The sequence below is a fragment of the Bradyrhizobium algeriense genome (genome assembly GCF_036924595.1).
In the GTDB taxonomy this organism is placed as follows: Bacteria; Pseudomonadota; Alphaproteobacteria; order Rhizobiales; family Xanthobacteraceae; genus Bradyrhizobium; species Bradyrhizobium algeriense.
The window spans coordinates 3,417,113-3,440,417 of record NZ_JAZHRV010000001.1; the positions used below are offsets into that span (position 1 = coordinate 3,417,113).

Annotated in this window: 23 protein-coding genes; 6 read left to right on the top strand and 17 right to left on the bottom strand. The window is 63.4% G+C overall.

Going from position 1 to position 23,305, the window contains the following annotated elements; translation table 11 throughout:
* Positions 1-135 precede the first annotated feature (135 nt).
* The 9 genes from rseP to V1286_RS16870 all read right to left on the bottom strand — a co-directional run bounded on the left by rseP (position 136) and on the right by V1286_RS16870 (position 10,257).
* Positions 136-1,311, bottom strand: coding sequence for an RIP metalloprotease RseP (gene rseP / locus V1286_RS16830; protein WP_334481096.1), 1,176 nt, complete (start codon positions 1,309-1,311; stop codon positions 136-138).
* A 43-nt stretch (positions 1,312-1,354) separates the two neighbouring features.
* Positions 1,355-2,578, bottom strand: coding sequence for a 1-deoxy-D-xylulose-5-phosphate reductoisomerase (gene dxr / locus V1286_RS16835; RefSeq protein ID WP_334481097.1), 1,224 nt, complete (start codon positions 2,576-2,578; stop codon positions 1,355-1,357).
* Positions 2,579-2,582: 4 nt separating this feature from the next.
* Complete coding sequence (locus V1286_RS16840; protein WP_334481098.1) at positions 2,583-3,431, bottom strand: phosphatidate cytidylyltransferase; 849 nt, start codon at positions 3,429-3,431, stop codon at positions 2,583-2,585.
* Positions 3,428-4,183: an isoprenyl transferase gene (locus tag V1286_RS16845; RefSeq protein ID WP_247515371.1), complete on the bottom strand. Its 756-nt coding sequence runs from the start codon at positions 4,181-4,183 to the stop codon at positions 3,428-3,430. The genes V1286_RS16840 and V1286_RS16845 overlap by 4 nt, the downstream gene beginning before the upstream one ends.
* 42 nt (positions 4,184-4,225) lie before the next feature.
* Positions 4,226-4,789: a ribosome recycling factor gene (frr, locus tag V1286_RS16850; RefSeq protein ID WP_334359821.1), complete on the bottom strand. Its 564-nt coding sequence runs from the start codon at positions 4,787-4,789 to the stop codon at positions 4,226-4,228.
* 70 nt (positions 4,790-4,859) lie between these two features.
* Positions 4,860-5,576, bottom strand: a complete 717-nt coding sequence (gene pyrH, locus V1286_RS16855; protein ID WP_334481099.1) for a UMP kinase — start codon at positions 5,574-5,576, stop codon at positions 4,860-4,862.
* A 71-nt stretch (positions 5,577-5,647) separates the two neighbouring features.
* Positions 5,648-6,574: a translation elongation factor Ts gene (tsf, locus tag V1286_RS16860; protein ID WP_334481100.1), complete on the bottom strand. Its 927-nt coding sequence runs from the start codon at positions 6,572-6,574 to the stop codon at positions 5,648-5,650.
* Between the two features lie 134 nt (positions 6,575-6,708).
* Entirely contained in the window at positions 6,709-7,707 is a 999-nt protein-coding gene (locus V1286_RS16865; protein ID WP_334481101.1) for a 30S ribosomal protein S2, read from the bottom strand.
* 222 nt (positions 7,708-7,929) lie between these two features.
* A complete protein-coding gene (locus V1286_RS16870; RefSeq protein ID WP_417021151.1) occupies positions 7,930-10,257 on the bottom strand; it encodes a caspase family protein in 2,328 nt (775 codons plus the stop codon).
* Between the two features lie 264 nt (positions 10,258-10,521).
* On the opposite strand from V1286_RS16870, the gene V1286_RS16875 reads away from it, so the two are divergent.
* Positions 10,522-10,989 (top strand): aminoacyl-tRNA deacylase, encoded by a 468-nt coding sequence (locus V1286_RS16875; protein WP_108516180.1) that lies wholly within the window; start codon positions 10,522-10,524, stop codon positions 10,987-10,989.
* A 125-nt stretch (positions 10,990-11,114) separates the two neighbouring features.
* On the opposite strand, the gene V1286_RS16880 is transcribed toward V1286_RS16875, so the two are convergent.
* The 5 genes from V1286_RS16880 to V1286_RS16900 all read right to left on the bottom strand — a co-directional run bounded on the left by V1286_RS16880 (position 11,115) and on the right by V1286_RS16900 (position 17,892).
* On the bottom strand, positions 11,115-11,534 hold the full coding sequence (locus tag V1286_RS16880; RefSeq protein WP_334481102.1) for a CBS domain-containing protein: 420 nt from the start codon (positions 11,532-11,534) through the stop codon (positions 11,115-11,117).
* A gap of 203 nt (positions 11,535-11,737) precedes the next feature.
* Positions 11,738-12,211: a DUF2846 domain-containing protein gene (locus tag V1286_RS16885; protein WP_334481103.1), complete on the bottom strand. Its 474-nt coding sequence runs from the start codon at positions 12,209-12,211 to the stop codon at positions 11,738-11,740.
* 170 nt (positions 12,212-12,381) lie between these two features.
* The gene (dnaE, locus tag V1286_RS16890) at positions 12,382-15,891 is read right to left on the bottom strand and encodes a DNA polymerase III subunit alpha (RefSeq protein WP_334481105.1); all 3,510 of its coding nucleotides are present in this window, start codon (positions 15,889-15,891) and stop codon (positions 12,382-12,384) included.
* A gap of 797 nt (positions 15,892-16,688) precedes the next feature.
* Positions 16,689-16,943 (bottom strand): hypothetical protein, encoded by a 255-nt coding sequence (locus V1286_RS16895; RefSeq protein WP_108516190.1) that lies wholly within the window; start codon positions 16,941-16,943, stop codon positions 16,689-16,691.
* 193 nt (positions 16,944-17,136) lie between these two features.
* Complete coding sequence (locus V1286_RS16900) at positions 17,137-17,892, bottom strand: outer membrane protein (RefSeq protein WP_334481108.1); 756 nt, start codon at positions 17,890-17,892, stop codon at positions 17,137-17,139.
* 302 nt (positions 17,893-18,194) lie between these two features.
* Here V1286_RS16900 and V1286_RS16905 point away from each other — a divergent pair, with 302 nt between their 5' ends.
* From V1286_RS16905 to V1286_RS16925, 5 genes are all read left to right on the top strand, one after another.
* The gene (locus tag V1286_RS16905; protein WP_334481110.1) at positions 18,195-18,491 is read left to right on the top strand and encodes a DUF3551 domain-containing protein; all 297 of its coding nucleotides are present in this window, start codon (positions 18,195-18,197) and stop codon (positions 18,489-18,491) included.
* Between the two features lie 143 nt (positions 18,492-18,634).
* On the top strand, positions 18,635-18,895 hold the full coding sequence (locus V1286_RS16910; RefSeq protein ID WP_334481111.1) for a DUF3551 domain-containing protein: 261 nt from the start codon (positions 18,635-18,637) through the stop codon (positions 18,893-18,895).
* On the top strand, positions 18,895-19,161 hold the full coding sequence (locus tag V1286_RS16915; protein ID WP_334481112.1) for a DUF3551 domain-containing protein: 267 nt from the start codon (positions 18,895-18,897) through the stop codon (positions 19,159-19,161). The genes V1286_RS16910 and V1286_RS16915 overlap by 1 nt, the downstream gene beginning before the upstream one ends.
* A 54-nt stretch (positions 19,162-19,215) precedes the next feature.
* Positions 19,216-19,341: a DUF3551 domain-containing protein gene (locus V1286_RS16920; protein ID WP_334481113.1), complete on the top strand. Its 126-nt coding sequence runs from the start codon at positions 19,216-19,218 to the stop codon at positions 19,339-19,341.
* Positions 19,341-19,595: a DUF3551 domain-containing protein gene (locus V1286_RS16925; protein ID WP_334481114.1), complete on the top strand. Its 255-nt coding sequence runs from the start codon at positions 19,341-19,343 to the stop codon at positions 19,593-19,595. The genes V1286_RS16920 and V1286_RS16925 overlap by 1 nt, the downstream gene beginning before the upstream one ends.
* Before the next feature lie 185 nt (positions 19,596-19,780).
* Here the strand turns inward: V1286_RS16925 and V1286_RS16930 are convergent, their stop codons facing one another.
* From V1286_RS16930 to proS, 3 genes are all read right to left on the bottom strand, one after another.
* A complete protein-coding gene (locus V1286_RS16930; RefSeq protein ID WP_334481115.1) occupies positions 19,781-20,479 on the bottom strand; it encodes an ABC transporter ATP-binding protein in 699 nt (232 codons plus the stop codon).
* A 7-nt stretch (positions 20,480-20,486) separates the two neighbouring features.
* Positions 20,487-21,767 carry a lipoprotein-releasing ABC transporter permease subunit gene (locus V1286_RS16935; RefSeq protein ID WP_334481116.1) on the bottom strand — a complete coding sequence of 427 codons (1,281 nt, stop codon included), beginning with the start codon at positions 21,765-21,767 and terminating at the stop codon, positions 20,487-20,489.
* A 69-nt stretch (positions 21,768-21,836) separates the two neighbouring features.
* The gene (gene proS / locus V1286_RS16940) at positions 21,837-23,156 is read right to left on the bottom strand and encodes a proline--tRNA ligase (protein WP_334481118.1); all 1,320 of its coding nucleotides are present in this window, start codon (positions 23,154-23,156) and stop codon (positions 21,837-21,839) included.
* Positions 23,157-23,305: the final 149 nt, after the last annotated feature.

Sequence of the window (23,305 nt, forward strand, 5' to 3'; positions counted from 1 at the left end):
CCCTACGAACCGGCAGAATCCCAAAGTTGCATTGCTTGTAGCCAATTTCGACAGGGGGGCAAACCAGACATCGCGGTGCGATTCCATTTTCATTCCAAGACGTTGCCAATGGGCAACGTCACAAAAAAGCCGCTTCTACGATCTCCCGAACAGCCCCTTCAGCCACGGCACCTGATGGAAGTCGTTATAGAAGGCAAACACCATCAACATCAGCACTAACACCAGCCCGACTCGGAACCCGTATTCCTGGGACTTTTCCGACAAAGGACGCCCCCGCAGCACCTCGGCCGTGTAGAACAAAAGGTGGCCGCCATCGAGCAGGGGCACCGGGAACAGATTCAGCAGTCCGATCGAAATGGACAGCACCGCTGCCAGATGAAGCAAGGGAATCAGTCCCAGCGTGGCCACCTGACCCGAAATCTGCGCAATCCGAATCGGCCCGCCGATCTGGTCCGCGCTCGCCCGCCCGGTGAAGATGTTGCCGATATAGGAGAGCGTCTGGTCGATGACGAACCAGGTTTCCTTGATTCCCAGCCAAAGCGCGCTGGCCGGATCGACTTTCTCGGTGGTCACTTCGCCCGGCGACGTTGCGCGGGTGATGCCGAGAATCCCGAGGCGCTGCGTGTTCCCGAAGGGATCCTTCACTTCGCGCAGTTCCGGCGTGCCCTTCAATTGCAGCGTGGAATCACCACGCTTGACGGTGAAGGTCAGGGTGTCGCCGGCGCGAACGCTGACGGAGCGCTGCATGTCGGAGAAGCTGCCGATCTTCTTGCCGTCGATCGCAGTGACGACGTCGCCGACCTGAAAGCCCGCCCGCTCGGCGGCGCTGCTGGCTTCGATCTTGTCGACGCGCGCCGTCGTGCTCGGCTTGCCGAAGAAAGTGAAGAGACAGGTGAAGATGACGATCGCCAGAATGAAATTCGCGATCGGACCGGCGGCAACGATAGCGGCGCGCGCGCCGACTTTCTTGTGATGGAAACTGCCCGCCCGCTCCTCCTCGGTCATGCCGGCGAGCGATTCGGCCGAGGCCGGCGTCGAAGCTTCCGATTCGTCGCCGAAGAACTTCACATAGCCGCCGAGCGGGATCGCGGAGATCTTCCAGCGCGTGCCATGGCGATCGTTGAAGCCGGCGAGTTCCGGCCCGAAGCCGAGCGAGAACGTCAGCACCTTCACGCCCGCCCATCGGGCGACCAGGAAGTGGCCGAGTTCATGGAAGAAGACGACGATGGTCAGGACGAACAGGAAGGGAATGATGTAGCCGACGAGTCCATGGCCCAACGTATTGAAACTACTTAGAAAAAACTCTGACATCAGGTTCCCCTCGACAAGAGCCAAAAGCTCCGTCCCCAACCCTCTAGGATGCCTTTAAGGCAATTTGAGGCAATAGGGAGGCGGCTCTATTTCGCGCGTTATGGTCAATGGCAATCGCGTCGTCGGCCGAGCTCAAAGGCGCAAGGTTCCCGGCGCGAATCCAGTCGTTCATGGTGGCTTCGACAAGACGCGCAATCGACCCGAACTTGATCTTTCCGGCAATGAACGCCGCCACCGCCACCTCATTGGCAGCGTTGAATACCGTGGTCGCACCACGTCCAGTACGTAACGCCTCGTAGGCCAGACGCAAGCCCGGGAACCGCTCGAAATCCGGCGCCTCGAAGGTCAGCTGTCCGATTTTTGCGAGATCGAGCCTCGCCGACGGGCCAACGATTCGTTCGGGCCATCCGAGGCAGTGCGCAATCGGAATGCGCATGTCGGGCGCGCCGAGCTGTGCAACCACGGAGCGATCGGAGAATTCGACCATGCCGTGGATGATCGACTGCGGATGGACGAGAACGTCGATTTCGTCGGCGCTCAGCGCGAAGAGATAGGAGGCTTCGATGACTTCGAGGCCCTTGTTCATCATCGACGCCGAATCGATGGTGATCTTCTGGCCCATGCTCCAGTTCGGATGCTTCAGAGCCTGCTCCAGCGTCGCCTGCTCGATGTCGGCCGGCGCCCAGGTGCGGAACGGCCCGCCCGAGGCGGTGATGATCACACGCACCAGTTCCTCGCGATTGCCGGAAGAGAGTGCCTGAAACAGCGCGTTGTGCTCAGAATCCGCCGGCAGGATGCAGGCGCCGGCTTTCGCCGCGCGCTGCATGAAGAAATCGCCGGCACAAACCAGGCATTCCTTGTTGGCGAGCGCCACGGCCGCGCCACGGTCGACCGCGGCCAATGCCGGCTTCAATCCGGCTGCACCGCTCACCGCCGCCATCACCCAGTCGGCGGGACGCGCCGCGGCCTCGATGATGGCGCTTTCGCCGGCGCCGCATTCGATGCCTGTGCCGGCCAACGCATCCTTCAGTTCACCAAGGCGCGCGGGGTCGGCGATCGCTGCGAATCGCGCGCCGAATTCCTTGGCAAGTTTGGCCAACGCTTCGACATTGGAATTCGCGGTCAGCGCCTCGACAGAATAGCGGTCGCGCGCCCCGCGCAGCAAATCCATGGTGCTGTCGCCGATGGAACCGGTGGCGCCCAGCACGGTGACCGTGCGGGCGGCTGCCGCCACGGCCTTGTTGTTACGCAATGGAACTGCGCTCATCGTTTCACCAAACCATAAGACCGCGGCCGACGCCATCGGCGCCGCCCCGCAGAAGACCGAAAAGAGCCGCCACGACAACGGCTGCGACAAATCCATCCAGGCGATCCATTAGCCCGCCGTGGCCGGGAATAATGTGACTTGAGTCCTTTACGCCAAAACGGCGCTTCACGGCGGATTCGAAGAGGTCGCCGAGCTGTGAGACGACCGAAAGAGCCCCGGAAAGCAGCAATAACGGCCCTACTTTGCCTAGATCGAACGCGGCAAACCCGGCCGCCACGGCTAGGCTGGCGGCAAATCCGCCGGCGGCGCCCGCCCAGGTCTTCTTAGGGCTGACGCGCGGCCAAAGTTTTGGGCCGCCAATGCCTCGGCCCGCGAAATAGCCGCCGCTATCGGTCACCCAAACGATCAACAGCACGAACATCAGCGCGGCGAATCCCTTGACGGGATCGAGACGCACCAGCACCGAGGCGATCTCGGCCGCGGCCGCATACAGAAATCCCGCCGCGGCCCAGCTTCGCCGCTCCGGCGCAATCGACACCACCGCAACAAGGCCGACACCGAGCACGATCAGCGCGGCATCGAGCCGGCCAATCGCAAAGCAAAGCCCGGCGATAGCAAGCGCGGCCACACCCGGCACCGTCACGCGGGTAGCACCGGCGAGACCCACGATCGCGAGCCATTCCACGAACAGGCCGATGGCAGCCAGCGTCACCAGCGCGGTCCAGAGCCAGCCGCCCGCATAGGCGATCGCGACCGCAAGCGGGATCAGCACGGCGGCTACGGCGATGCGCATGACGAGATTGCGCGATTCGGGTTGGCTCGCTGCCGCCGGCGCGGCCTCGGGCTCGGTCACGATCCGGTTTTCGCGGCCAGACCGCCGAAACGGCGTTCCCGTCTGGCGTATTCGGCAATGGCGCTTTCGAGCGCGGCCTTGTCGAAATCCGGCCAGTGGATCGGCACGAACACAAGTTCGCTATAGGCCGCCTGCCACATCAGGAAGTTCGACAGCCGCTGCTCGCCGCTGGTGCGGATGATCAGGTCGGGATCGGGAAGATCAGGCGCATCGAGATAGCGGCCGAGCGCATCGGCGTCGATCGACGCCGGATCGCGCTTGCCCTCCGCCACTTCGCGCGCCAGCCGCTGCGCAGCGCCGGCGATTTCCTGGCGCGATCCGTAATTGAAGGCGACGACGAGATTGAGCTTGGTGTTGGCCCGGGTCAGTTCCTCGGCTTCATTCAAGAGCGTGCAGATATCGGGCTCCAGCCCTTCCCGCTCCCCGATCACACGCACGCGCACGCCGTCGCGATGCAGCGTCGCCAGATCGTTGCGGATGAAGCGGCGGAGCAGCCCGAACAGATCGCCGATTTCGGTCGCCGGCCGCGACCAGTTCTCGGAGCTGAACGAAAAGATCGTCAGGTAAAGCACGCCGAGTTCATGGGCGGCGCGAACGACGCGACGCAGCGCATCGACGCCACGGCGATGGCCTTCGGCGCGCGGCAAGCCGCGCGCTGCCGCCCAGCGCCCGTTTCCGTCCATGATGATCGCCACATGCAACGGGACGGATCGATCCGGTCCTTCCGTGGCGGGGGCGGCGGCGTTCGGCATTATCTGAATTCCAGGACCAATCTCGACTCTTGTACGTTGCCGTCAAACGGTGAGGATTTCCTTTTCCTTCGCCGCAAGCAACTGATCGATTTCCGCAATCGTTCCATCGGTCGCCTTTTGCACTTCGTGGGCGAGCCGCTCCTGATCGTCTTCGGAAATCTCGTGATTCTTCTCGAGCTTCTTGACGATATCCAGCCCGTCACGACGAACATGACGGACCGCAACCTTGGCGGCTTCGGCGTATTTATGCGCGACTTTCACCAGTTCCTTGCGCCGCTCCTCGTTGAGCTCGGGGATCCGCAAGCGCAGCACCTGCCCTTCGGTCGCGGGCGAGAGGCCGAGGTTGGAATCGACGATCGCCTTTTCCACCGCCTTCACCATCGACTTGTCCCATACCTGCACGGAGAGCAGGCGCGGCTCGGGCACGCTGACGGTCGCAAGCTGGTTGAGGGGCATGTGCGAGCCGTAAGCCTCAACCTGCACCGGCTCCAGCATGGACGCCGCCGCGCGGCCGGTCCGCAAGCCGCCCAGCTCGTGCTTGAGCGAGTGGGTGGCGCCTTGCATGCGGCGCTTCAATTCGTTGATGTCAAAACCGGGCGTGGGCATAACACTCTCCCCTCCTTAGGAACCAGCCGCCGGCGCCTTAAAGCCCGCGGTTCGAAGCAGCACCGGCGTATCAGCCAGCAACCACCGTGCCGTGGCCGGTGCCGCGCAGGATCGCGCCGATCGAACCCGGCTCGGCGATCGAGAATACGATGATAGGCAGTGACGTCTCGCGGGCAAGCGCGAATGCGGTCGCATCCATCACCTTGTAGTCGCCGGCAATCGCCTGCGAATGCGTCAGGCGATCGAACCGCTTGGCCGACGGGTCCTTTTTGGGATCGGCGCTGTAGACGCCGTCGACATTGGTGGCCTTGAGCACGGCTTGGGCCCCGATCTCGGCCGCCCGCAACACCGCTGTGGTGTCGGTGGTGAAGAACGGATTGCCGGTTCCACCGCCGAGCAGGACGATTCGGCCCTCGGAAAGGTATTTGTGCGCTGCACTGCGGGTGAACAGCTCGGAAATCTCGGGCATCACGAACGCCGACAGCGTCCGCGCCGGCGTCCCCTTGCGCTCGATCGCCGCCTCCAGCGCCAGGCAGTTCATCACGGTGGCGAGCATGCCCATGGTGTCGCCGGTCGGGCGCGACACGCCGCGCGAGGAGACTTCCACGCCGCGGACGATGTTGCCGCCGCCGATCACGACGGCCACCTCGACGCCAAGCTTCTGGGCCGCGATCAGATCGTCGGCAATGCGGTCAACGGTAGGCTGGTCGATACCGAAGAAGTGGCTGCCGGCGAGATATTCGCCCGAGAGCTTGATCACGACGCGACGATAGACCGGCTCAGCCATTGCTTATCGCTTCCTTGTCCCGCGCAGGTGACTTCCGGCGCGCTGGCGCCGGGAGGTTTTGACCGCAGCGGTTACTTCTTGCCGCTGGCCGCCGCGACCTCGGCTGCGAAATCGGATTCCTGCTTTTCGATTCCCTCACCGAGAGCATAGCGCACAAATCCGGCAATCTTCACCGGCGCGCCGATTTTGCCTTCGGCTTCCTTCACCGCCTGGGCGACCGACTTGCCCTTTTCGTCATGGATGAACGCCTGCTCCAGCAGGCAGACTTCCTTGTAATAGGTCTTCAGGCCGGACTCGACGATCTTCTCGATCACGTTCTCCGGCTTGCCCTGCTGGCGGTACTTGTCGGCCAGTACGTCCTTTTCCCGCGTCACGATCGCGGGATCGAGGCCGGACGGATCCAGCGCCTGCGGATTGGTCGCGGCGACGTGCATGGCCAGCTGACGGCCGAGATGGGTGAGCTCATCGGTCTTGCCGGTGGATTCCAGCGCGACCAGCACGCCCATCTTGCCGGCGCCATCGATCACGGCGCCATGGACATAGCTCGACACCACGCCCTTGCCGACTTCGAGCGAAGTCGCGCGGCGCAGCGACATGTTCTCGCCGATGGTCGCGATCGCGTCCGAAATCGCGGTCTCGACGGTGACATCGCCAACCTTGGCCGCCTTGATCGTCTCGACGTCGGCGCCGTTGTGCAGCGCGACCTGCGCGATCATCTTGACGAGGCCCTGGAACTGCTCGTTGCGGGCAACGAAATCGGTCTCGGAGTTGACCTCGACCACGACGCCCTTGACGCCCGAGGTCACCGCGCCGATCAGACCTTCCGCCGCGACGCGGCCGGCCTTCTTGGCAGCCTTCGACAGGCCCTTCTTGCGCAGCCAATCCTGCGCGGCCGTCATGTCGCCCGCGGTTTCGGTGAGCGCTGCCTTGCAGTCCATCATGCCTGCGCCGGTCGACTCGCGCAGTTCCTTGACCATCGCCGCAGTGATCGTTGCCATCGTCGAATATCCTTCTTGCCTGTTGGCCGCGGGCGCGGCGCACGCTTTGCGCCGTGCCGCCGTCAGCTACAGGGAATGTCGTAATCTGGGGAGCAGAACCGGTGGCCGGAAGACCCGGCCACGCGGCGTACCGATTATTCCGCTTCCGCAGTCAGCGTCTTGGCCTGGGCAACCCAGGCATCGGCGCGGCTCGGAAGACCAACCTCTTCGCCGATCTTGTGCGCGGTATCGTGGTCGAGCTCGGCGAGCTGCCAGTAGTGGAAGATGCCGAGGTCGTTGAGCTTCTTCTCGATCGCACCCGACACGCCGGTGAGTTTCTTGAGGTTGTCGGCGGTGCCGCGCGGACCGGCCAGACCCTGGAAGCCGGCCGGCTGGGGAGCGGCCGGAATTTCCTCGCGGGCCGGCTGAGCGGAGGCGCCGATGTCGATGCCGTGGTCGCCCTGGGCGCGCGAGATGCCGTCGATGGCGGCGCGGGCCACCAGGTCGCAATACAGCGAGATGGCGCGGCCGGCGTCGTCATTGCCCGGCACCACGAAGGTGATGCCCTTGGGGTCGGAGTTGGTATCGACGATCGCGGCAACGGGAATGTTGAGCCGCTGCGCTTCCTGGATCGCGATGTCTTCCTTGTTGGTGTCGATCACGAAGATCATGTCGGGAAGACCGCCCATGTCCTTGATGCCGCCAAGCGAACGGTCGAGCTTGTCGCGCTCGCGCTGCAGCGTCAGTCGCTCCTTCTTGGTGTAGGAGGAGGCCTCGCCGGACGAGAGCACTTCATCGAGGTGACGCAGGCGCTTGATCGAACCCGAGATCGTCTTCCAGTTGGTCAGCGTGCCGCCGAGCCAGCGCGAGTTGACGAAATACTGCGCCGAGCGCTTGGCCGCTTCGGCAACACCGTCCTGGGCCTGGCGCTTGGTGCCGACGAACAGGATGCGGCCGCCCTTGGCGACGGTGTCAGATACCGCCTTCAGCGCGGTGTGCAGCAACGGCACGGTCTGGGCGAGATCGATGATGTGGATGTTGTTGCGGGCGCCGAAAATGAACTCCGCCATTTTCGGATTCCAGCGGTGCGATTGGTGACCAAAGTGCACGCCAGCTTCAAGCAGCTGACGCATAGAAAAATCGGGTAGCGACATAGTGATGATTCTCCGGTTGGTTCCTCCGGAAACGTGTGAGCAAACGAGCCTTATGGCCCGGCTGCCACCGGACGGCCTTTTGAGCCATGTTTCCGTGTGAGATGGCGCGGTGTATAGCCGGATTCCAGCCAGAAGCAAGGAAATAAGGCCGGTTTTTCGGCCTTCCAGCCCCACGATTTAGGGCGCCTTCGGGCCAGATCCGAGGATCTGGCCCGTTAACAATCAGCATCGGGCACCCGGCGGGCACCCTCGGGCCGCCGCCGGATGCGCCGCGCGCGCCGGTGTGGGCGGAGCAGCCATTCGGGGCGGCGGCGCTGGCGCGGCCATCCTTGGTGGTGGCGGCGGCGGCGCGGCCATGCGCGGGGGTGGCGGGGGTGGTGCGGCCATCCTCGGTGCAGGCGGCGGCGCGGCCATCCGCGGGGGCGGAGGGGCCGGAGCGACGCGGGCTGCCGGCGGTGGCGGCGGCCTTGCCGCCTGTACGGCCGACGGCGGCGGGCCTCGCCGCAATTCCGGCTGCAGTTGAGGTCTCGGAGCGACGGTAGCGCTCGGCTTCGGCGGCGCCGCGGCGCTGGGTGGCGGCGCGGCCACCCTTGGCTGCTGGCCAGCCGGAGCCGTCGGAGCAGTCGCCCCGATGGCGGGCCTGGAGCCGGTAGCTGCGCTGGGTGCAGTCGGTGCGGCCGATCCCGGACGGGGCGCGCCCGGCGCAAGCCGAGCGTTCGGATTCACGGTCCCCGGTGATACCGCAGCACTTGGAGGCGCGGGCGGCGCGCCCCTGGCGCCTGGAACCGGCAGGGCGTTGATCCTCGGCGAGGGCTGTGTCGAAGGCGACGTGCCTGGCGGCGCGTTCACCGGCTGCGTCGCGTTCGGCCTCCCGGTCGGTCCCGCAGGAGCGCCGGGCAAACCAGTTCTCACGGCAGGATTGATCGTAGCGCTCGGCGGTACCGGCGCTCTGCCCTGCTGAATCAGCGTGGCCCTCTGCGCGACGGCAGGCGGCAATGTCGGCGTGGCGCCACCACGCTGCGCCGGCGCAACTGTCGCCTCCGGGGCGCCGGGGCGTCCAATAGGTCTGGCGCCAGGCCCGACCGCCGGCAAAGGCGTTTGCGGCCTGTTGATCACGTTGTTGATGACGGCCCTGTTGTGGATGTTCGCAAAGATGATGTTGTTCGGCGGCGGCGCCACATAGCGCGGCGGCCGCACATAGACCGGTATCGGCACAAAGATCGGCTGCGGCAGGATGAACAGCCCGATCGGTGGCGGCGGCGGCTCCAGTATCACGAAATCCTCCGGCGGCGGCGGCAGGTAGTAGACCGGCGGCGGAGGCGGCGGGACAAAATCGAACTCGGGATCGCCGAAGGCCAGCACCGGCCGATCGATATAGATGAACTCTTCCGGTGGCGGCGGCGGCACGTCGTAGTCGATGACATCAAATGTCGGCGGCGGCTCGATCGGCGCGGTAAGAATGGCAAGGCGGCGGCGCGCGTCGGCGGCGTGAGGCCCGCGTGGATAGCGTTGCAGATACGACCAATAGGCGTTCGGCGTGTCGGCGCGGTAGGTGCGGCGCCACGTGATCGCTTCGCGCCGCGCCGCCGCGATCGCCCTGACCCGCTTCGCCATCGGATCGTCGGGATAGGCGGCGAGAAAATCCTCATAGGCCGGCAGCGTGTCGCGCTCCAGCACCGCGGCGTAGGCGTCCTGCACGCCGAGATCGCGGATCGGCTTGCTGCGGACGGCGGCGACCTGGTCCGGCGGCGTAGCTGCGGCTGCGGGCGCATCCGGTGCGCGCTCGAAGAACGTGAAGGCCGCGTCGACCTTCTGGCTGTCCCAGGGCACCTGCGCGCCCTTGCTCGCCTCGTTGACGCGAAGCCGCACGCGGTTGAAAACCTCCGGCAGCGGCAATCCGCCGGTCCGGATCATCTCGGCCAGCGACTGGGCGTAGATGCCGTACGGTCCCTGCTCGGCCGGCGCGACCGTTCCGGGCGCCGCGTTGAATGCGATCAGCATGTGCGGGTCCGCCTCGACCAAAGCGAGACCGCTTGCGATCTGTCCGTTGACGAAAGGCTGTTGCCGCCCCGCGTCCAGCACGACTATGCCGGCCTTCAGCGGCAGCGAGGCGAGCTGGCGGATGTAGTCCCCGGTCCGCAGCGCCTCGATCGGCACGTCGGTATCGCGGTTGATCGCGGAATCGACCGGCACGAAATAGTTCTCTCCCGCCAGTTGCAGCCCGTAGCCGGCCAGGTACACCATCGCGACCGTGTCCGGCCCCGAGCTTTCGGCTTTCTGGATGAAGTCGCGAAAACTCTTGCGCAGCGTATCGCCATCGAGATCGCGGGCGCCGATCACGTCAAAGCCGGCCGCCTGCAAGGTCTGCGCGATCAGGCCGGCATCGTTGGCCGCGGTCGCCAGCGGCGATTTCGCATAGGCGGCGTTGCCGACCACCAGCGCAATGCGCTTTTCCGTCTGCTGCGCTGCGGCGGTGTTCAAATGTCCCGCCAGTCCGGACATTGCAACGAGACACACCGATAGGATCGACAAACTTCTTGCTAACCGCATGGTTTCCACCCTGTCGCCGCCCAAGCGCCGCATGGAACGCGCGTTAAGCTGAACATGTCTTGAACAAATGCGCTCTCAGCAAGGCATGCCGCGGTCAAATCACGCCTTGTGTCCCCGCTCCGCCCGGTTCCTGCACCGAAATTCGCATTGTCGCGACCGCCCGGCGGGCGTATCCTCTTGCCTTAATCGTGTTCGCCCGCATCGTGAGGCGGCTGCGCGAGTTCCTCCCGATGTGCGGTTTGCCCATGCAATGGAGGAACTGCCATGACCGTTGCCCCGACCCTGCAGAAATATCTGGATCAGAGCGTCACCTACGACCTGATCCCCCATGCCCCTACCATGTCATCGACGCGCACAGCCGAGGCCTGCCATGTGCCGGGCGAGGCGCTGGCCAAGGCCGTCGTGCTGCGCCGTGACGGCGGCTACATGATGGCCGTCCTGCCGGCCTCCCATCACCTGCATCTGTCGGCCCTGAAAAGTCAGCTCGGCCACAAGGTCGACCTGGCGAGCGAAGACGAAATCGAACGGCTGTTCGAGGACTGCGAACGCGGGGCCATACCGCCGCTCGGCGAGTGCTACGGGCTGGACGTCATCGTCGACGACAGCATCGATGCGCGACGGCATATCTACATGGAAAGCGGCGATCACGCCACGCTGATCCGCATGGAGGGCGAGCAATTCGCGCGACTGACGGCGAAGGCCTGGCGCGGCCACTTCAGCACGCACGATTGAGAGCGCTCGTTCGGCCGACTGGGCTGGCGCGGTCGAGCGGCTTCAAGCAGAGTGCTCCGCACCCGTTCGCGGTCGAACGGGCGGGCGCGCCGTTCAGGACGCTTCGATCGCAACAGGCCGGCGCTTCAATGATGAGCCGCCACGCTCTTCACGTACCCGGACATCAAATCACTAGGCGCGAACTGGCTGATGTCGCCCAGGCTGATCATGCCGACCATCCGCTTGCTCTTGTTGATCACGGGCAACCTGCGGACTTTCAGCGTCTCCATGTGATGCACCGCTTTCGCAAGATCATCGTCCTCGCGGCAGCAGTGGATGCCGTCGGTCATCACGTCGCTCGCCTTGGCGCGGCTGGCATCGAAACCGTTGCCGGCAAGCCCTTTGCAGACGATGTCGCGATCGGTCACCATCCCGACCAGCTTGTCGTCCTCGCCGATCGGAATGCAGCCGATATCGTGTGCGCGCATCAGTTTGGCGATTTCGGTGATGGGCGTGTCGGGGCTGACCCAGTCGACGCCCTTGTGCATCGCGTCTTTGACTTTCATGGCGGACCTCCGTTACTGCGATTTCAGGTGGTATTCACGTGATGCAGAACAGTTCCCCCTAGATTCGATTATACGCCGGATCGGGCAGGACGGCATCGCAAAAGGCATGACAACTTCTTGAATTTGCGAGCTGCGTCATTGTGCGGCGGGATGGGCAACCGCGCACAATGCGCTTTCGGCTATTGGCAGGCCTGAGCTGAGGCCTAATCTGCCAATTGCAGCTCGGCGAGCGTCGTTCTCGCCGTCGACTCGTCCAGCGGAATGAGGTCGGCCGGCCCTGTATTGTCGCTGCCGGACGTTACGACAGAGGCAACCACGGCGCCGGCCAATCCGGCAACGATGGTCGTACCGGTTACCGCGTCATGCCTCGCGCTCGACTTGAGCAGAAAGAAATAGGTGCGTCCGGGCGCCGTGGTGAAATCGCGCTTGGTCTCGCCGGGAAACAGCACTTCGGTCGCGGTGACCTGATGCGGGCCTGCCGGGACATCGGCATAGGCGTAGCTTCCTACGAGCACCTTGCCGATCGGACTGCCGTCCAGCTTCACGTCGCAGGCGCAAAGGGCCATGGACAGGCCGTCGCGCTTTTGCTGAAGCACCACCACCCGGGACAGCCCTGGTTTCGGCGGACCGATCTTCTGCGATATCGCCGCATAGTCTGTTCCGACTTTGGCGGTCATACACCCCGATAACAACAACGCACCCGACAGCAACGCGATTCCACGCCCCAACATAACGCCCCCAAAACTAATCCCCTGCAAGGGCATAGCCGGGAATGCGGTGAGGTTGCAACACAACTTACGCGATTGTCCGCGGGATCGGTTAGTTGCACCGCCGGAAACGCTACGGCCTACAGCGTCTGCACGTCCACCACGCCCGCAACCGCCTTGATCGCGCCCGCGATCTGCGGCGAGACCTTGAAGCGCCCCGGCAGCTTCACTTCCACCTCGGTCTGCAGATCGAGCATGATGACGAGCGAGACGTCACCATCGGCGCCGCCCGATGGCGCGGGCGCAGGCTTGGCCGGCAGGCCCTTTGCCGGACCGCCCGGCGTGGCGGCTTCCGGCATGTTGAGCCGGCGCGCGATGGAATCCAGCGGCTTGGGGTCGCGAACGAAAATCCGCAGGCCTTTTTGGGTCTTGGCCGCGGCGTCATCCAGCGGCTCGGCATGCAGCACCCGGGCGCGCACGTCCTCGCCTTGCAGTTCGGCGCCGAGCTGCAGCAACACGGCCGCCCCCGGCTCCAGCACGTCGCGGTATTGCGCGAGCCCTTCCGAAAACAGCACCGCCTCGAAATGGCCGGTCGGGTCTGACAGCCCCATGATGCCCATCTTGTTGCCGGTCTTGGTGCGCCGTTCCATCCGCGACACAACAGTGGCCGCGACCTTGCCCGCGGTCGCGCCGGTTTTGACGGCGCGCGAGAATTCCGCCCAGGACTGCACCCGCAGCCGCTTCAACACGGTCGCATAGTCGTCGAGCGGATGGCCGGACAGGAAAAAGCCGACGGCGTCGTATTCACGGCGGAGTTTTTCGGCCGGCAGCCAGGGCTCGATCTGCGGCAGCATGATGGTCGGCGCGTCGGCCGCATTGCCGAACATATCGTTCTGACCGATCGTTGCCGCCTCATGGCTGCGCTGGCAGGCGGCGAGAATGGCATCGGCGCCGGCAAAGACGCGCGCGCGGTTGGATTCAAGCGTGTCGAATGCACCGGCCGCGGCAAGGCTTTCGATGATGCGCTTGTTGACCGCGCGGGGATTGACCCTTGCTGCGAAGTCCGCAAGCGAGGTGAAGGCGCCCTTCTTGCGCTCCTCCACGATCTGCTCGACCGCCTGCGGGCCGACGCCCTTCAGCGCGGCCAGCGCATAGTAGATCGTGTTCTCGCCGACCTCGAAAGTGGCGCCCGAACGGTTGATGTTCGGCGCCTCGACCTTGATGCCGAGCCGCTGCGCCTCGGCGCGAAATTCCGACAGCTTGTCGGTGTTGTTGAGTTCGAGCGTCATCGACGCCGCCAAAAACTCCACCGGGTAATGCGCCTTCATGTAGGCGGTGTGATAGGACACCAGCGCATAGGCCGCGGCGTGGCTCTTGTTGAAGCCGTAGTCGGCGAATTTTGCGAGCAGCTCGAAGATCGTGTCGGCCTGCCCCTTCGGCACGCCGTTCTTCACCGCACCGGCAACGAAGATCGCGCGCTGCTTTTCCATCTCGGCGCGGATCTTCTTGCCCATCGCGCGGCGCAGCAGGTCGGCGTCGCCGAGCGAATAGCCGGCCATCACCTGCGCGATCTGCATCACCTGTTCCTGATAGATGATGACGCCGAACGTCTCCTTCAGGATCGGCTCCAGGATCGGATGCAGATATTCCGGCTCCTCGTCGCCGTGCTTGCGCGCGCAATAGGTCGGGATGTTGGCCATCGGGCCGGGGCGATACAGCGCCACCAGCGCGATGATGTCCTCGAAGCGGTCGGGGCGCATGTCGATCAGCGCGCGACGCATGCCCTGGCTTTCCACCTGGAACACGCCGACCACGTCGCCCCGCGCCAGCATCTGGTAACTCGGCGCATCGTCGATCGGCAGCGTCGGCAGATCGACCTGGATGTCGCGCTGCCTGAGCAGTTTTACCGCGACGTCGAGCACGGTCAGCGTCTTCAGGCCGAGGAAGTCGAACTTCACGAGCCCCGCCGGCTCGACCCATTTCATGTTGAACTGGGTCACCGGCATGTCGGATTTGGGATCGCGGTAGAGCGGCACCAGTTCGCTCAAGGGCCGGTCGCCGATCACGATGCCGGCGGCGTGGGTCGATGCGTGGCGCGTCAGCCCTTCGAGGCGCTGGGCGATGTCGAAGGCGCGCGCGACCACCGGGTCCTCGTCGCGGAACGCCTGCAGCTTCGGTTCGCTCTCGATCGCCTGCGCCAGCGTCACCGGCGCGGCCGGATTTTGCGGCACCAGTTTTGTCAGTTTGTCGACCTGCCCATAGGGCATCTGCAGCACGCGGCCGACGTCGCGCAGCACGCCCCTCGCCTGCAAGGTCCCGAAGGTGATGATCTGCGCCACCTGGTCGCGACCGTAGCGCTCTTGCACGTAGTCGATCACCTCGCCGCGGCGGTCCTGGCAGAAGTCGATGTCGAAGTCCGGCATCGACACGCGTTCGGGATTGAGGAAGCGCTCGAACAGCAGGCCGAAGCGGATCGGATCGAGATCGGTGATTGTGAGCGAATAGGCGACCAGCGAACCGGCGCCGGAGCCGCGGCCGGGACCGACCGGAATGTCGTGGGCCTTGGCCCATTTGATGAAGTCCGAGACGATCAGGAAGTAGCCCGCATAGTTCATGCGGTTGATCACATCGATCTCGAAGGCGAGACGCTTTTGGTATTCCTCTTCCGTGGTGCCGGGCGACAGGCCGTGAACCTGCAGGCGCCTTGCGAGCCCCTCCTCGGCCTGGCGCTTCAGCTCCGCAGCCTCCTCGCTCTCCGCATCGGAGCCCGAGCCGGCGCCGACCGTGAAGCGCGGCAGGATCGGCTTTCGCGTCTTCGGGCGAAACGAGCAGCGCTCCGCGATCTCGACCGTGGAGGCCAGCGCTTCCGGAATGTCGGCGAACAGCACCGCCATCTCGGCGCGGGTCTTGAAGCGGTGATCGGGCGTGAGCTGCTCGCGATCGGTCTCGGCGATCAGCTTGCCGCCGGCGATGCACAACAGCGCGTCGTGGGCTTCGTAATCGTCGTTTGATGCGAAATATGGCTCGTTGGTCGCGACCAGCGGCAATCCCTTGGCATAGGCGAGATCGATCAGGCCGGATTCGGCGCGGCGCTCCTTGTCGATGCCGTGGCGCTGCAATTCGACATAGAGGCGATCGCCGAACAGATTCGCCAGCCGGTCGCAACGCCCTGTCGCGAGCGCCAAGTGATCGGCATGCAGCGCCAGCGAAATCGGGCCGTCGGGGCCGCCGGTCAGCGCGATCAAATCCTCGGCATCGTCTTCCAGCCATTCGAGCTTGATATGCGGGGATTGATGCACCGGCGTTTCCAGAAACGCCCGCGAGTTCAGCCGCATCAGGCTGCGGTAGCCGCGCTCCCGCGCCGCCAGCAATACGATTCGCGACGGCGCTGAAGCCAGCGCATTGCGCGCGTTCGGGTCCTGATCGCCGAAATCGACGGCGAGCTCGCAGCCGACGATCGGCTGGATGCCGTAGCCCGCCATCTTGTCGGAGAATTCCAGCGCCCCGAACATGTTGTCGGTGTCGGTCAGCGCCAGGGCCGGCTGGCGGTCGGCCTTCGCCAGTTCGCCGAGCTTGGCGATCTTGATCGAGCCCTTCAGCAGCGAATACGCCGAATGAACGTGGAGATGAACGAATCCGGCACTGGACATGTCGCTTAACGGGCTCTTGCATCATGGTGGGGAGCGATCATCGGCCGCTGATGCGCGCCGACTCGCCACCGCGATGGTGATGCCTTGGCCTTGCCGAGTCCACGCGGAACGCAGCTTCCGCGCCCGCCATCCGGCTTTTCCCCAACCCGTCCGCAAGACGGCTTGGGTCGGCCTGGATCAGGTTTCCAATCCGCATCAAAGCTGCGGAATCACCTGCGCCCAGACCGCGATCATCGCGACAAACAGCGTAATCGACGCCAGCGCCGCCGCTTCTTCCACAAACATCCGCAACATCGTCCGACTCCCTACGATATGAGAACATATGAGGAACATTGTTCCTTTTTTGTTCCGGGAGTCAAGGGCCGGTAGCGGGTCAGTTTGAGAAGTGGCCCCTGTGGTTAATTTGATCGGCCCTCTTTGCGTATTGTCGGACCACGAATTGATACTTCGGCTTGAAGTTCGCTAGCTCCCACTGCTCCAGCATCGCGATGATGAGTTGGTGGATCCCTAGGTTTGGGGCGGCTTGTCCTGCCGACTTTCTGTCTGTGGACGTTCAATAAGTTCGTATGAGGGAACGCGGTCAGACTCCAACCACGATTCGAGCGCAGCGCCGCAGACTACGCAGATCGCGTCACCCGTGTGCGGTACCAAGAACTTCTCTTCGGTGCGTCTGTACTCGGCGCCGCAATTGCATTGAACAATTGTCGCCATCCCCGAAATATGCGCCCGGAACCGCCCGTTTTCCAGCCCGGAACTCTGCCATAATCAAACTGACCTGGTTAATTCCAGACCCGAGGTCATTCGAAGCTCCTCATTAGCTTCTCAATGTAATCGTTCACTACCTCAGCGAAATCACGCTGATCGCCGGAGGTTGCCGCGTCGCGATGGGTCTGCACCACCCGCTGAACCTCCTGAAGGGCGCCGGTCCGATCGGAAGGCTCTGTGGCGGCCATATATTCGTCAATCGACCTTTCGGCCATCGGGACGCCATTGGTGTCAGCAATTCCAATCAATCTTCGCAGGTCGCCGGAGCATTTTTCAAAATCTGCCATCTCCCAAATATGCGCGCCGTCCCGCGCGTTTTCCAGCCCAGAGCTCCGCCACAGTCAGACTGCCCACTACCCAAAGGTTTCGATTGAAGGAGTTATGCCGGCAAATCCCGATGGTTGATCGGCCGCTCCGCTCAAGAAAAAAGCCCCGGGACAACGCCCCGGGGCTTCTCTGTTTCGCTAGTTGTGCGCGAGATCAGTACTTCCCGATGACCGGGCCGCCGAAGCGATAGTTGATACGGGCGGTGACGAGGTCAGCGTCCTGCTTGATGTCGTCGTTGCGGCTATTGCCCACGAACGCGACGCCGGTGAAGTTATAGTTGTTTGTGCCCATGAACAGGTGGTTATACTCGACGCCGAACGACCAGTTCGGAGCGAAGGCGTATTCCACGCCGGCGCCAACGGTGCCACCCCAGCGGGTTTCCTCGGCGCGATCGAGCACGGTACCAGCGAACAGACCTTCATAGGTGTTGTTGGTGACCGCTGCACCGCCCTTGACGTAGAACAGGACGTTGTTGGCGGCGTAGCCGACCTGACCGGTGAACAGGCCGAACGCATCGATCTTGGTGCGGTTGACGCCACCCAGCACAATGAGGTTGCTGGGGTTCGAACCATTGAAGTCGGCCCAGTTGCCCTGTGCTTCGAGGCCGAACACCCAGTTGCCGGCCTGCCAGCGATAACCGACCTGACCACCGATGGTGCCGCCGTCAGCGTCGTGGCAACCTTCGGAAGCCGGAGTGAACGGAACGCCGCCGACCGCGGTGTTGGTCCAGCAGTTGTGGCTCGTGCCATAGCCACCGTTGGCGCCGATGTAGAATCCGCTCCAGTCATACACAGCAGCGACCATCGGAGGCGCCTTGGTGTAAGGACGCGCAGCGAGATCCGCAGCGAGTGCCGGCGCAGCCGCGCCGAGCGCGATCAGACTGGCCGTAACAAGCAAAACCTTCTTCATACTTTTTATTCCCGTTCCGTTTTGACAGCCCCCAAGGCCGAGGCATGCTCATAGCATCGTTCGCTCGAATTGCTGTAACCTCACTGCAACAGCCCACACCAAATGGCCTCAGTGTGAACGTAAGTTAATGTTGTCTTGCAGGCGTTTCTCGAAACTTTGCACCGGAACCCGCCGCAAAAAATTCACATTCGCCTTGCGACGGTATTGCAATGTAGAGTGGCTTGACGGGATTGCGCCGGTGCGGCTTGTGTCGGTGCAAATGGAACCAGCAACGCGCGGAAGTACGATCAAGGAGATTCGAAATGCGTAAAACTGTACTAGCCGTGCTGGCCGCGAGTGGACTGGCCGCACTCGGCGCCGCGCCTGCCGAAGCGGTCGGCACCCGATATCCGTTCTGCATCCAGGGCGACGAGCACCCCGGCCTCAGCAACTGCACTTTCACGAGTTACGAGCAGTGCCAGGCGACCGCTTCGGGACGGTTTCTCTACTGCATCGCCAATCCCTATTATATCGGCGAGAGCGAACCGCCGCCGCGCGCCGGGTATCGCCCGCTGCCCGGCCGTGCGCTGCCGCCCGCCCCCGGCACCGGCAGATACTGAGCGCCCGCCGAGAGCGCATCGCGCCGCGCATCGTCAAGGGACATTCAACGCGGGAACGTGATTTGACGCGGGCGTAGGTGGATCGTCTGCTCAGCAACTGAAGATTTCCGGTGAAGGTTCTTGGGGCTACCGGCGGAGGATGCATGCGAAGGGCATGGCTGGCGCTAATGGTGGCCTTTGCTGTGTCGGCAGCAGTCGCGATGCCGGCTGCGGCGCGCGAATTTCCCTACTGCATCAAGGGCTGCGATTTCGGCGCCGGTGTCGGCGATTGCAGTTTTTCGACGCTGGCGCAGTGCCAGGCAACCGCCTCCGGGCGAGATGCGAGTTGCGCTGCGAACCCCTATTTCAACGCCAAGGCGGACATGCAGACCGATCGCAACCGCCAACACGGAAGGAGATTCTGATGCGCATTCTGGCTTTGGCAATTTTGGCGATCGGAGCGGCCTCGGCCGCAGTACCGGCGCAGGCACAGACTTACGATCCCAACTATCCGGTTTGCCTGCATGTTTATGGCAGGCTCAGCTATTACGACTGTACCTATTACACCCTGCCTCAATGCAACGCGTCGGCCTCGGGCCGCCCGGCGCAATGCGTGATCAATCCGTATTTCGCACATGCATCTCAAGATCCCTCGGCACGCCGCTACAAGCGCTACCGCAACGGCTACTGAGCGTTATCTGTTTGATTTGAGCACAAGAGCTGCGATTTTCGGCGATGCAGTTTTTTGTCGCGCACGCAGTGTCAGGCAACCGCCTCCGGGCGAGATGCGTATTGCGCTGCGAATCCCTATTTCAGCGCCAAGGCGGAAATGCAGACCGACCGCAGCCGCCAATTCCGTAGGAGATACTGATGCGCATCCTGGCTTTGGCAATTCTCGCAATCGGAACGATTTCGGCCGCAGCTCCGGCGCGCGCCCAGACATATGGCGGAGGATATCCGGTCTGCCTGCATGTCTACGGCCCGATCACCTATTATGAGTGCAGCTATACGTCGATTCCTCAATGCAACGCGTCAGCCTCGGGCCGCGCGGCGCAATGCGTCGTCAATCCATATTTTGCAAATGCGTATCAGGATCGGCCGGTGCGCAGGCGCGGCGTTTATTGAACGACGTCCCTAGAGCCTTTTCCGTTCCGATTGAATCGGAACGGGGCTCTAGATTCTTGTTTTGACGCGTTTTCTTGACGCGAACCGGTTTCCACTTCGCTGGAAAACGCTCTAATTGAGCATGATCTCTTCGGAAAACCGGATCCACTTTGCTCTAACGCGGCCCTTCGGGTCCGGATCATGCGCTACTCCAGTTCGACGACCTGGCCGTCGACCAGCGACACCCGCCGGTCCATCCGGCCGGCCAGTTCCATATTGTGGGTGGCGATCAGCATCGCGACCTGCGTCGCCTTCACCAGCTGCATCAGCGCGTTGAAGACGTGATCGGCGGTGTGCGGATCGAGGTTTCCGGTCGGCTCGTCCGCCAGCAGCGCCCGCGGCGCATTGGCGACCGCGCGCGCGATGGCAACCCGCTGCTGTTCGCCGCCGGATAGCTCGGCCGGCCGGTGCGTGATGCGGTCGCCGAGGCCGAGATAGGACAGGATCTCCTCCGAGCGCTTGATCGTCTCGGCGCGTTTGAGGCCGCGGATCATCTGCGGCAGCATCACGTTTTCGAGCGCGGTGAATTCCGGCAGCAGCCGGTGCTGCTGATAAACAAAGCCGATGTCGGAGCGCCGGATCTGGGTGCGGTCGATGTCTGATAATTGCGAGGTCGGCGTGCCCGCGACATAGACCTCGCCGTCATCGGGGCTTTCGAGCAGGCCCGCGATATGCAGCAGCGTCGATTTGCCCGAACCCGACGGCGCCACCAGCGCTACCGACTGTCCCGCCCACAGCGCGAGCTTGGCGCCGTTGAGAATGGTCAACGTCGCCTCGCCCTGCCTGTACTCGCGTTTTATCTCGTGGAGATAGATAACCGGTACATCTTCTGCCTCCTCGGCCATCTCGTCCTCACTCATACCGGAGCGCGTCGACGGGATCGAGCCGCGCGGCGCGCCAGGACGGATAGAGCGTCGCCAGGAACGACAGCGTCAGCGCCATGATCACGACCGCGGTGGTCTCGCCGAAATCGACTTCCGCCGGCAGTCGGGAGAGGAAGTAGAGTTCCGGCGAGAACAATTCTGTGTTGGTCATCCAGGACAGGAATTGCCGGATCGATTCGATGTTCAGGCAGATCAGCATGCCGACAAAGAAGCCGGTCAGCGTGCCGACCACACCGATCGCAGCGCCCGTGATCAGGAATATCCGCATGATCGAGCCCTGCGAGGCGCCCATGGTGCGCAGGATGGCGATGTCCTGCCCCTTGTCCTTGACCAGCATGATCAGGCCGGAAACGATGTTGAGCGCGGCAACCAGCACGATCATGGTCAGGATCAAAAACATCACATTGCGCTCGACCTGCAGCGCATTGAAGAAGGTCGAGTTGCGCTGCCGCCAGTCGACCAGGAACACTGGCCGCCCCGAGGCCTCCGTCACGCTCTTGCGGAACGCGTCGATTCGATCGGGGTTGCTGGTGAATACCTCGATCGCGGTCACGTCCTCCTTGCGGTTGAAATAGGCCTGCGACTCCGGCAGCGGCATGAACACGAAGCTGGCGTCATATTCCGACATGCCGATCTCGAACACGGCCGCCACCTTGTAAGGTTTGATGCGCGGCGTGGTTCCCATCGGGGTCACCGCGCCCTTGGGCGCGACCAGCGTGATGGTGTCGCCGGCATGCAGCGACAATTGATCGGCGAGCCGACGCCCGATGATAACGCCCTGCCCCTCGTCAAATCCCTCCATCGTGCCCTGCTTGATGTTCTTGGCGATCGAGGTGAGGTTGTTCAGGTCCGCAGACCGCATGCCGCGCACCAGCACGCCGGCGGCGTTGAAGGCCGAGGACGCCAGTGCCTGACCGTCCACGACCGGCGCAGCAAGGCGGATGCCGTCGACCTGGCTGATGCGCTCGGCGACGTCCTTCCAGTCGGTCAACGGCGATTCCAGCGGTTGCACCAGCAAATGCCCGTTCAGCCCGAGGATCTTGTCCAGCAGTTCCTTGCGGAAGCCGTTCATCACAGCCATCACGATGATCAGCGTGGCGACGCCGAGCATGATGCCGAGGAAGGAAAATCCGGCGATGACCGAAATGAAGCCTTCCTTGCGACGCGCGCGCAAATAACGCCCGGACAACAGCCATTCGAAGGGCGCAAAAGGCGGGGTGCGGGCTGTCTCGTTCATGGTCTCATCCATTACTCGATAATCCCATGATTCGGGCCAAATGTGGCCTTAATGGCCAACATTACAAGCGCGGTGGATATCTTATCCCGCTATCTTTGCCACCAATTCCGCCGGGCTTAGATTTTCGCGCGAACCGTCGCTGCGCCGCTTGATCTCAAGCTTGCCCTCGGCGAGGCCCTTCGGCCCGACCAGAATCTGCCAGGGGATACCGATCAGGTCGGCGGCAGCGAACTTTGCGCCCGCGCGCTGGTCGGTATCGTCATAGAGCACGTCGACGCCCTTGGCCTGAAGTTCGCGATAAAGCTTCTCGCAGGCGCCATCGACGGCAGCATCCCCTTGCTTCAGGTTCAGGATCACAGCCGTGAACGGCGCCACGGCTTCGGGCCATTTGATGCCGGCATCGTCGTGACAGGCCTCGATGATGGCGCCGACCAGGCGCGATACGCCGACACCGTAGGAGCCGCCATGGATCGGCACGTCGACGCCGTCGGCGCCGGCAACCAGCGCCTTCATCGCGTCGGAATATTTGGTGCCGAAATAGAAGATCTGGCCGACCTCGATGCCACGCGTATTGACGCGCTTGTCGGCCGGCACTTCGCGTTCGTAGCGATCGGCATCGTGGACGTCCTCGGTCGCGGCATAGACCGATGTCCATTGCTTGATGATGTCAGTGAGATCACCGTCATAATCGACGTCATCGGGCGGGATCGGCAGGTTGAGCACGTCGCTGTTGCAGAACACGCCGGACTCGCCGGTTTCCGCCAGCACGATGAATTCATGGCTGAGATCGCCGCCGATCGGGCCGGTCTCGGCACGCATCGGGATCGCCTTCAATCCCATCCGCGCGAAGGTGCGCAGGTAAGCCACGAACATCCGGTTATAGGAACGGCGCGCCGCCGCCTCGTCGATGTCGAAGGAGTAAGCGTCCTTCATCAGGAATTCGCGGCCGCGCATCACGCCGAACCGCGGGCGCTGCTCGTCACGGAACTTCCACTGGATGTGATAGAGATTGAGCGGCAGGCTCTTGTAGGATTTGACGTAAGCGCGAAAGATCTCGGTGATCATTTCCTCATTGGTCGGCCCGTACAGCAATTCGCGCTTGTGGCGATCGGTGATGCGCAGCATCTCCGGACCATAGGCATCGTAACGGCCGCTCTCGCGCCAGAGGTCGGCAAGCTGCAGCGTCGGCATCAACAGTTCCAGCGCACCGGCGCGGTCCTGTTCCTCACGAACGATCTGCTCGATCTTCTTCAAAACCCGGAAGCCCAGCGGCAGCCAGGCGTAGATGCCGGCCGCTTCCTGCCGCATCATGCCCGCGCGCAGCATCAGCCGATGCGAGACGATCTCCGCCTCTTTCGGATTCTCTTTCAGGATGGGTAGAAAAAACCGCGACAACCGCATGGGACAACTCAAGGAATCAGTGGGATACCGGAAGAGGTGCAGTGAGACCGGATCGGGTGCGAAAATACAAGGCCGGGGCCGGTGAAAAGCAGCTGGAAAGGCGGATTTTCGGGCCGTTTTTGGGCTTCGTGGTCCTCATGCCTTCACAA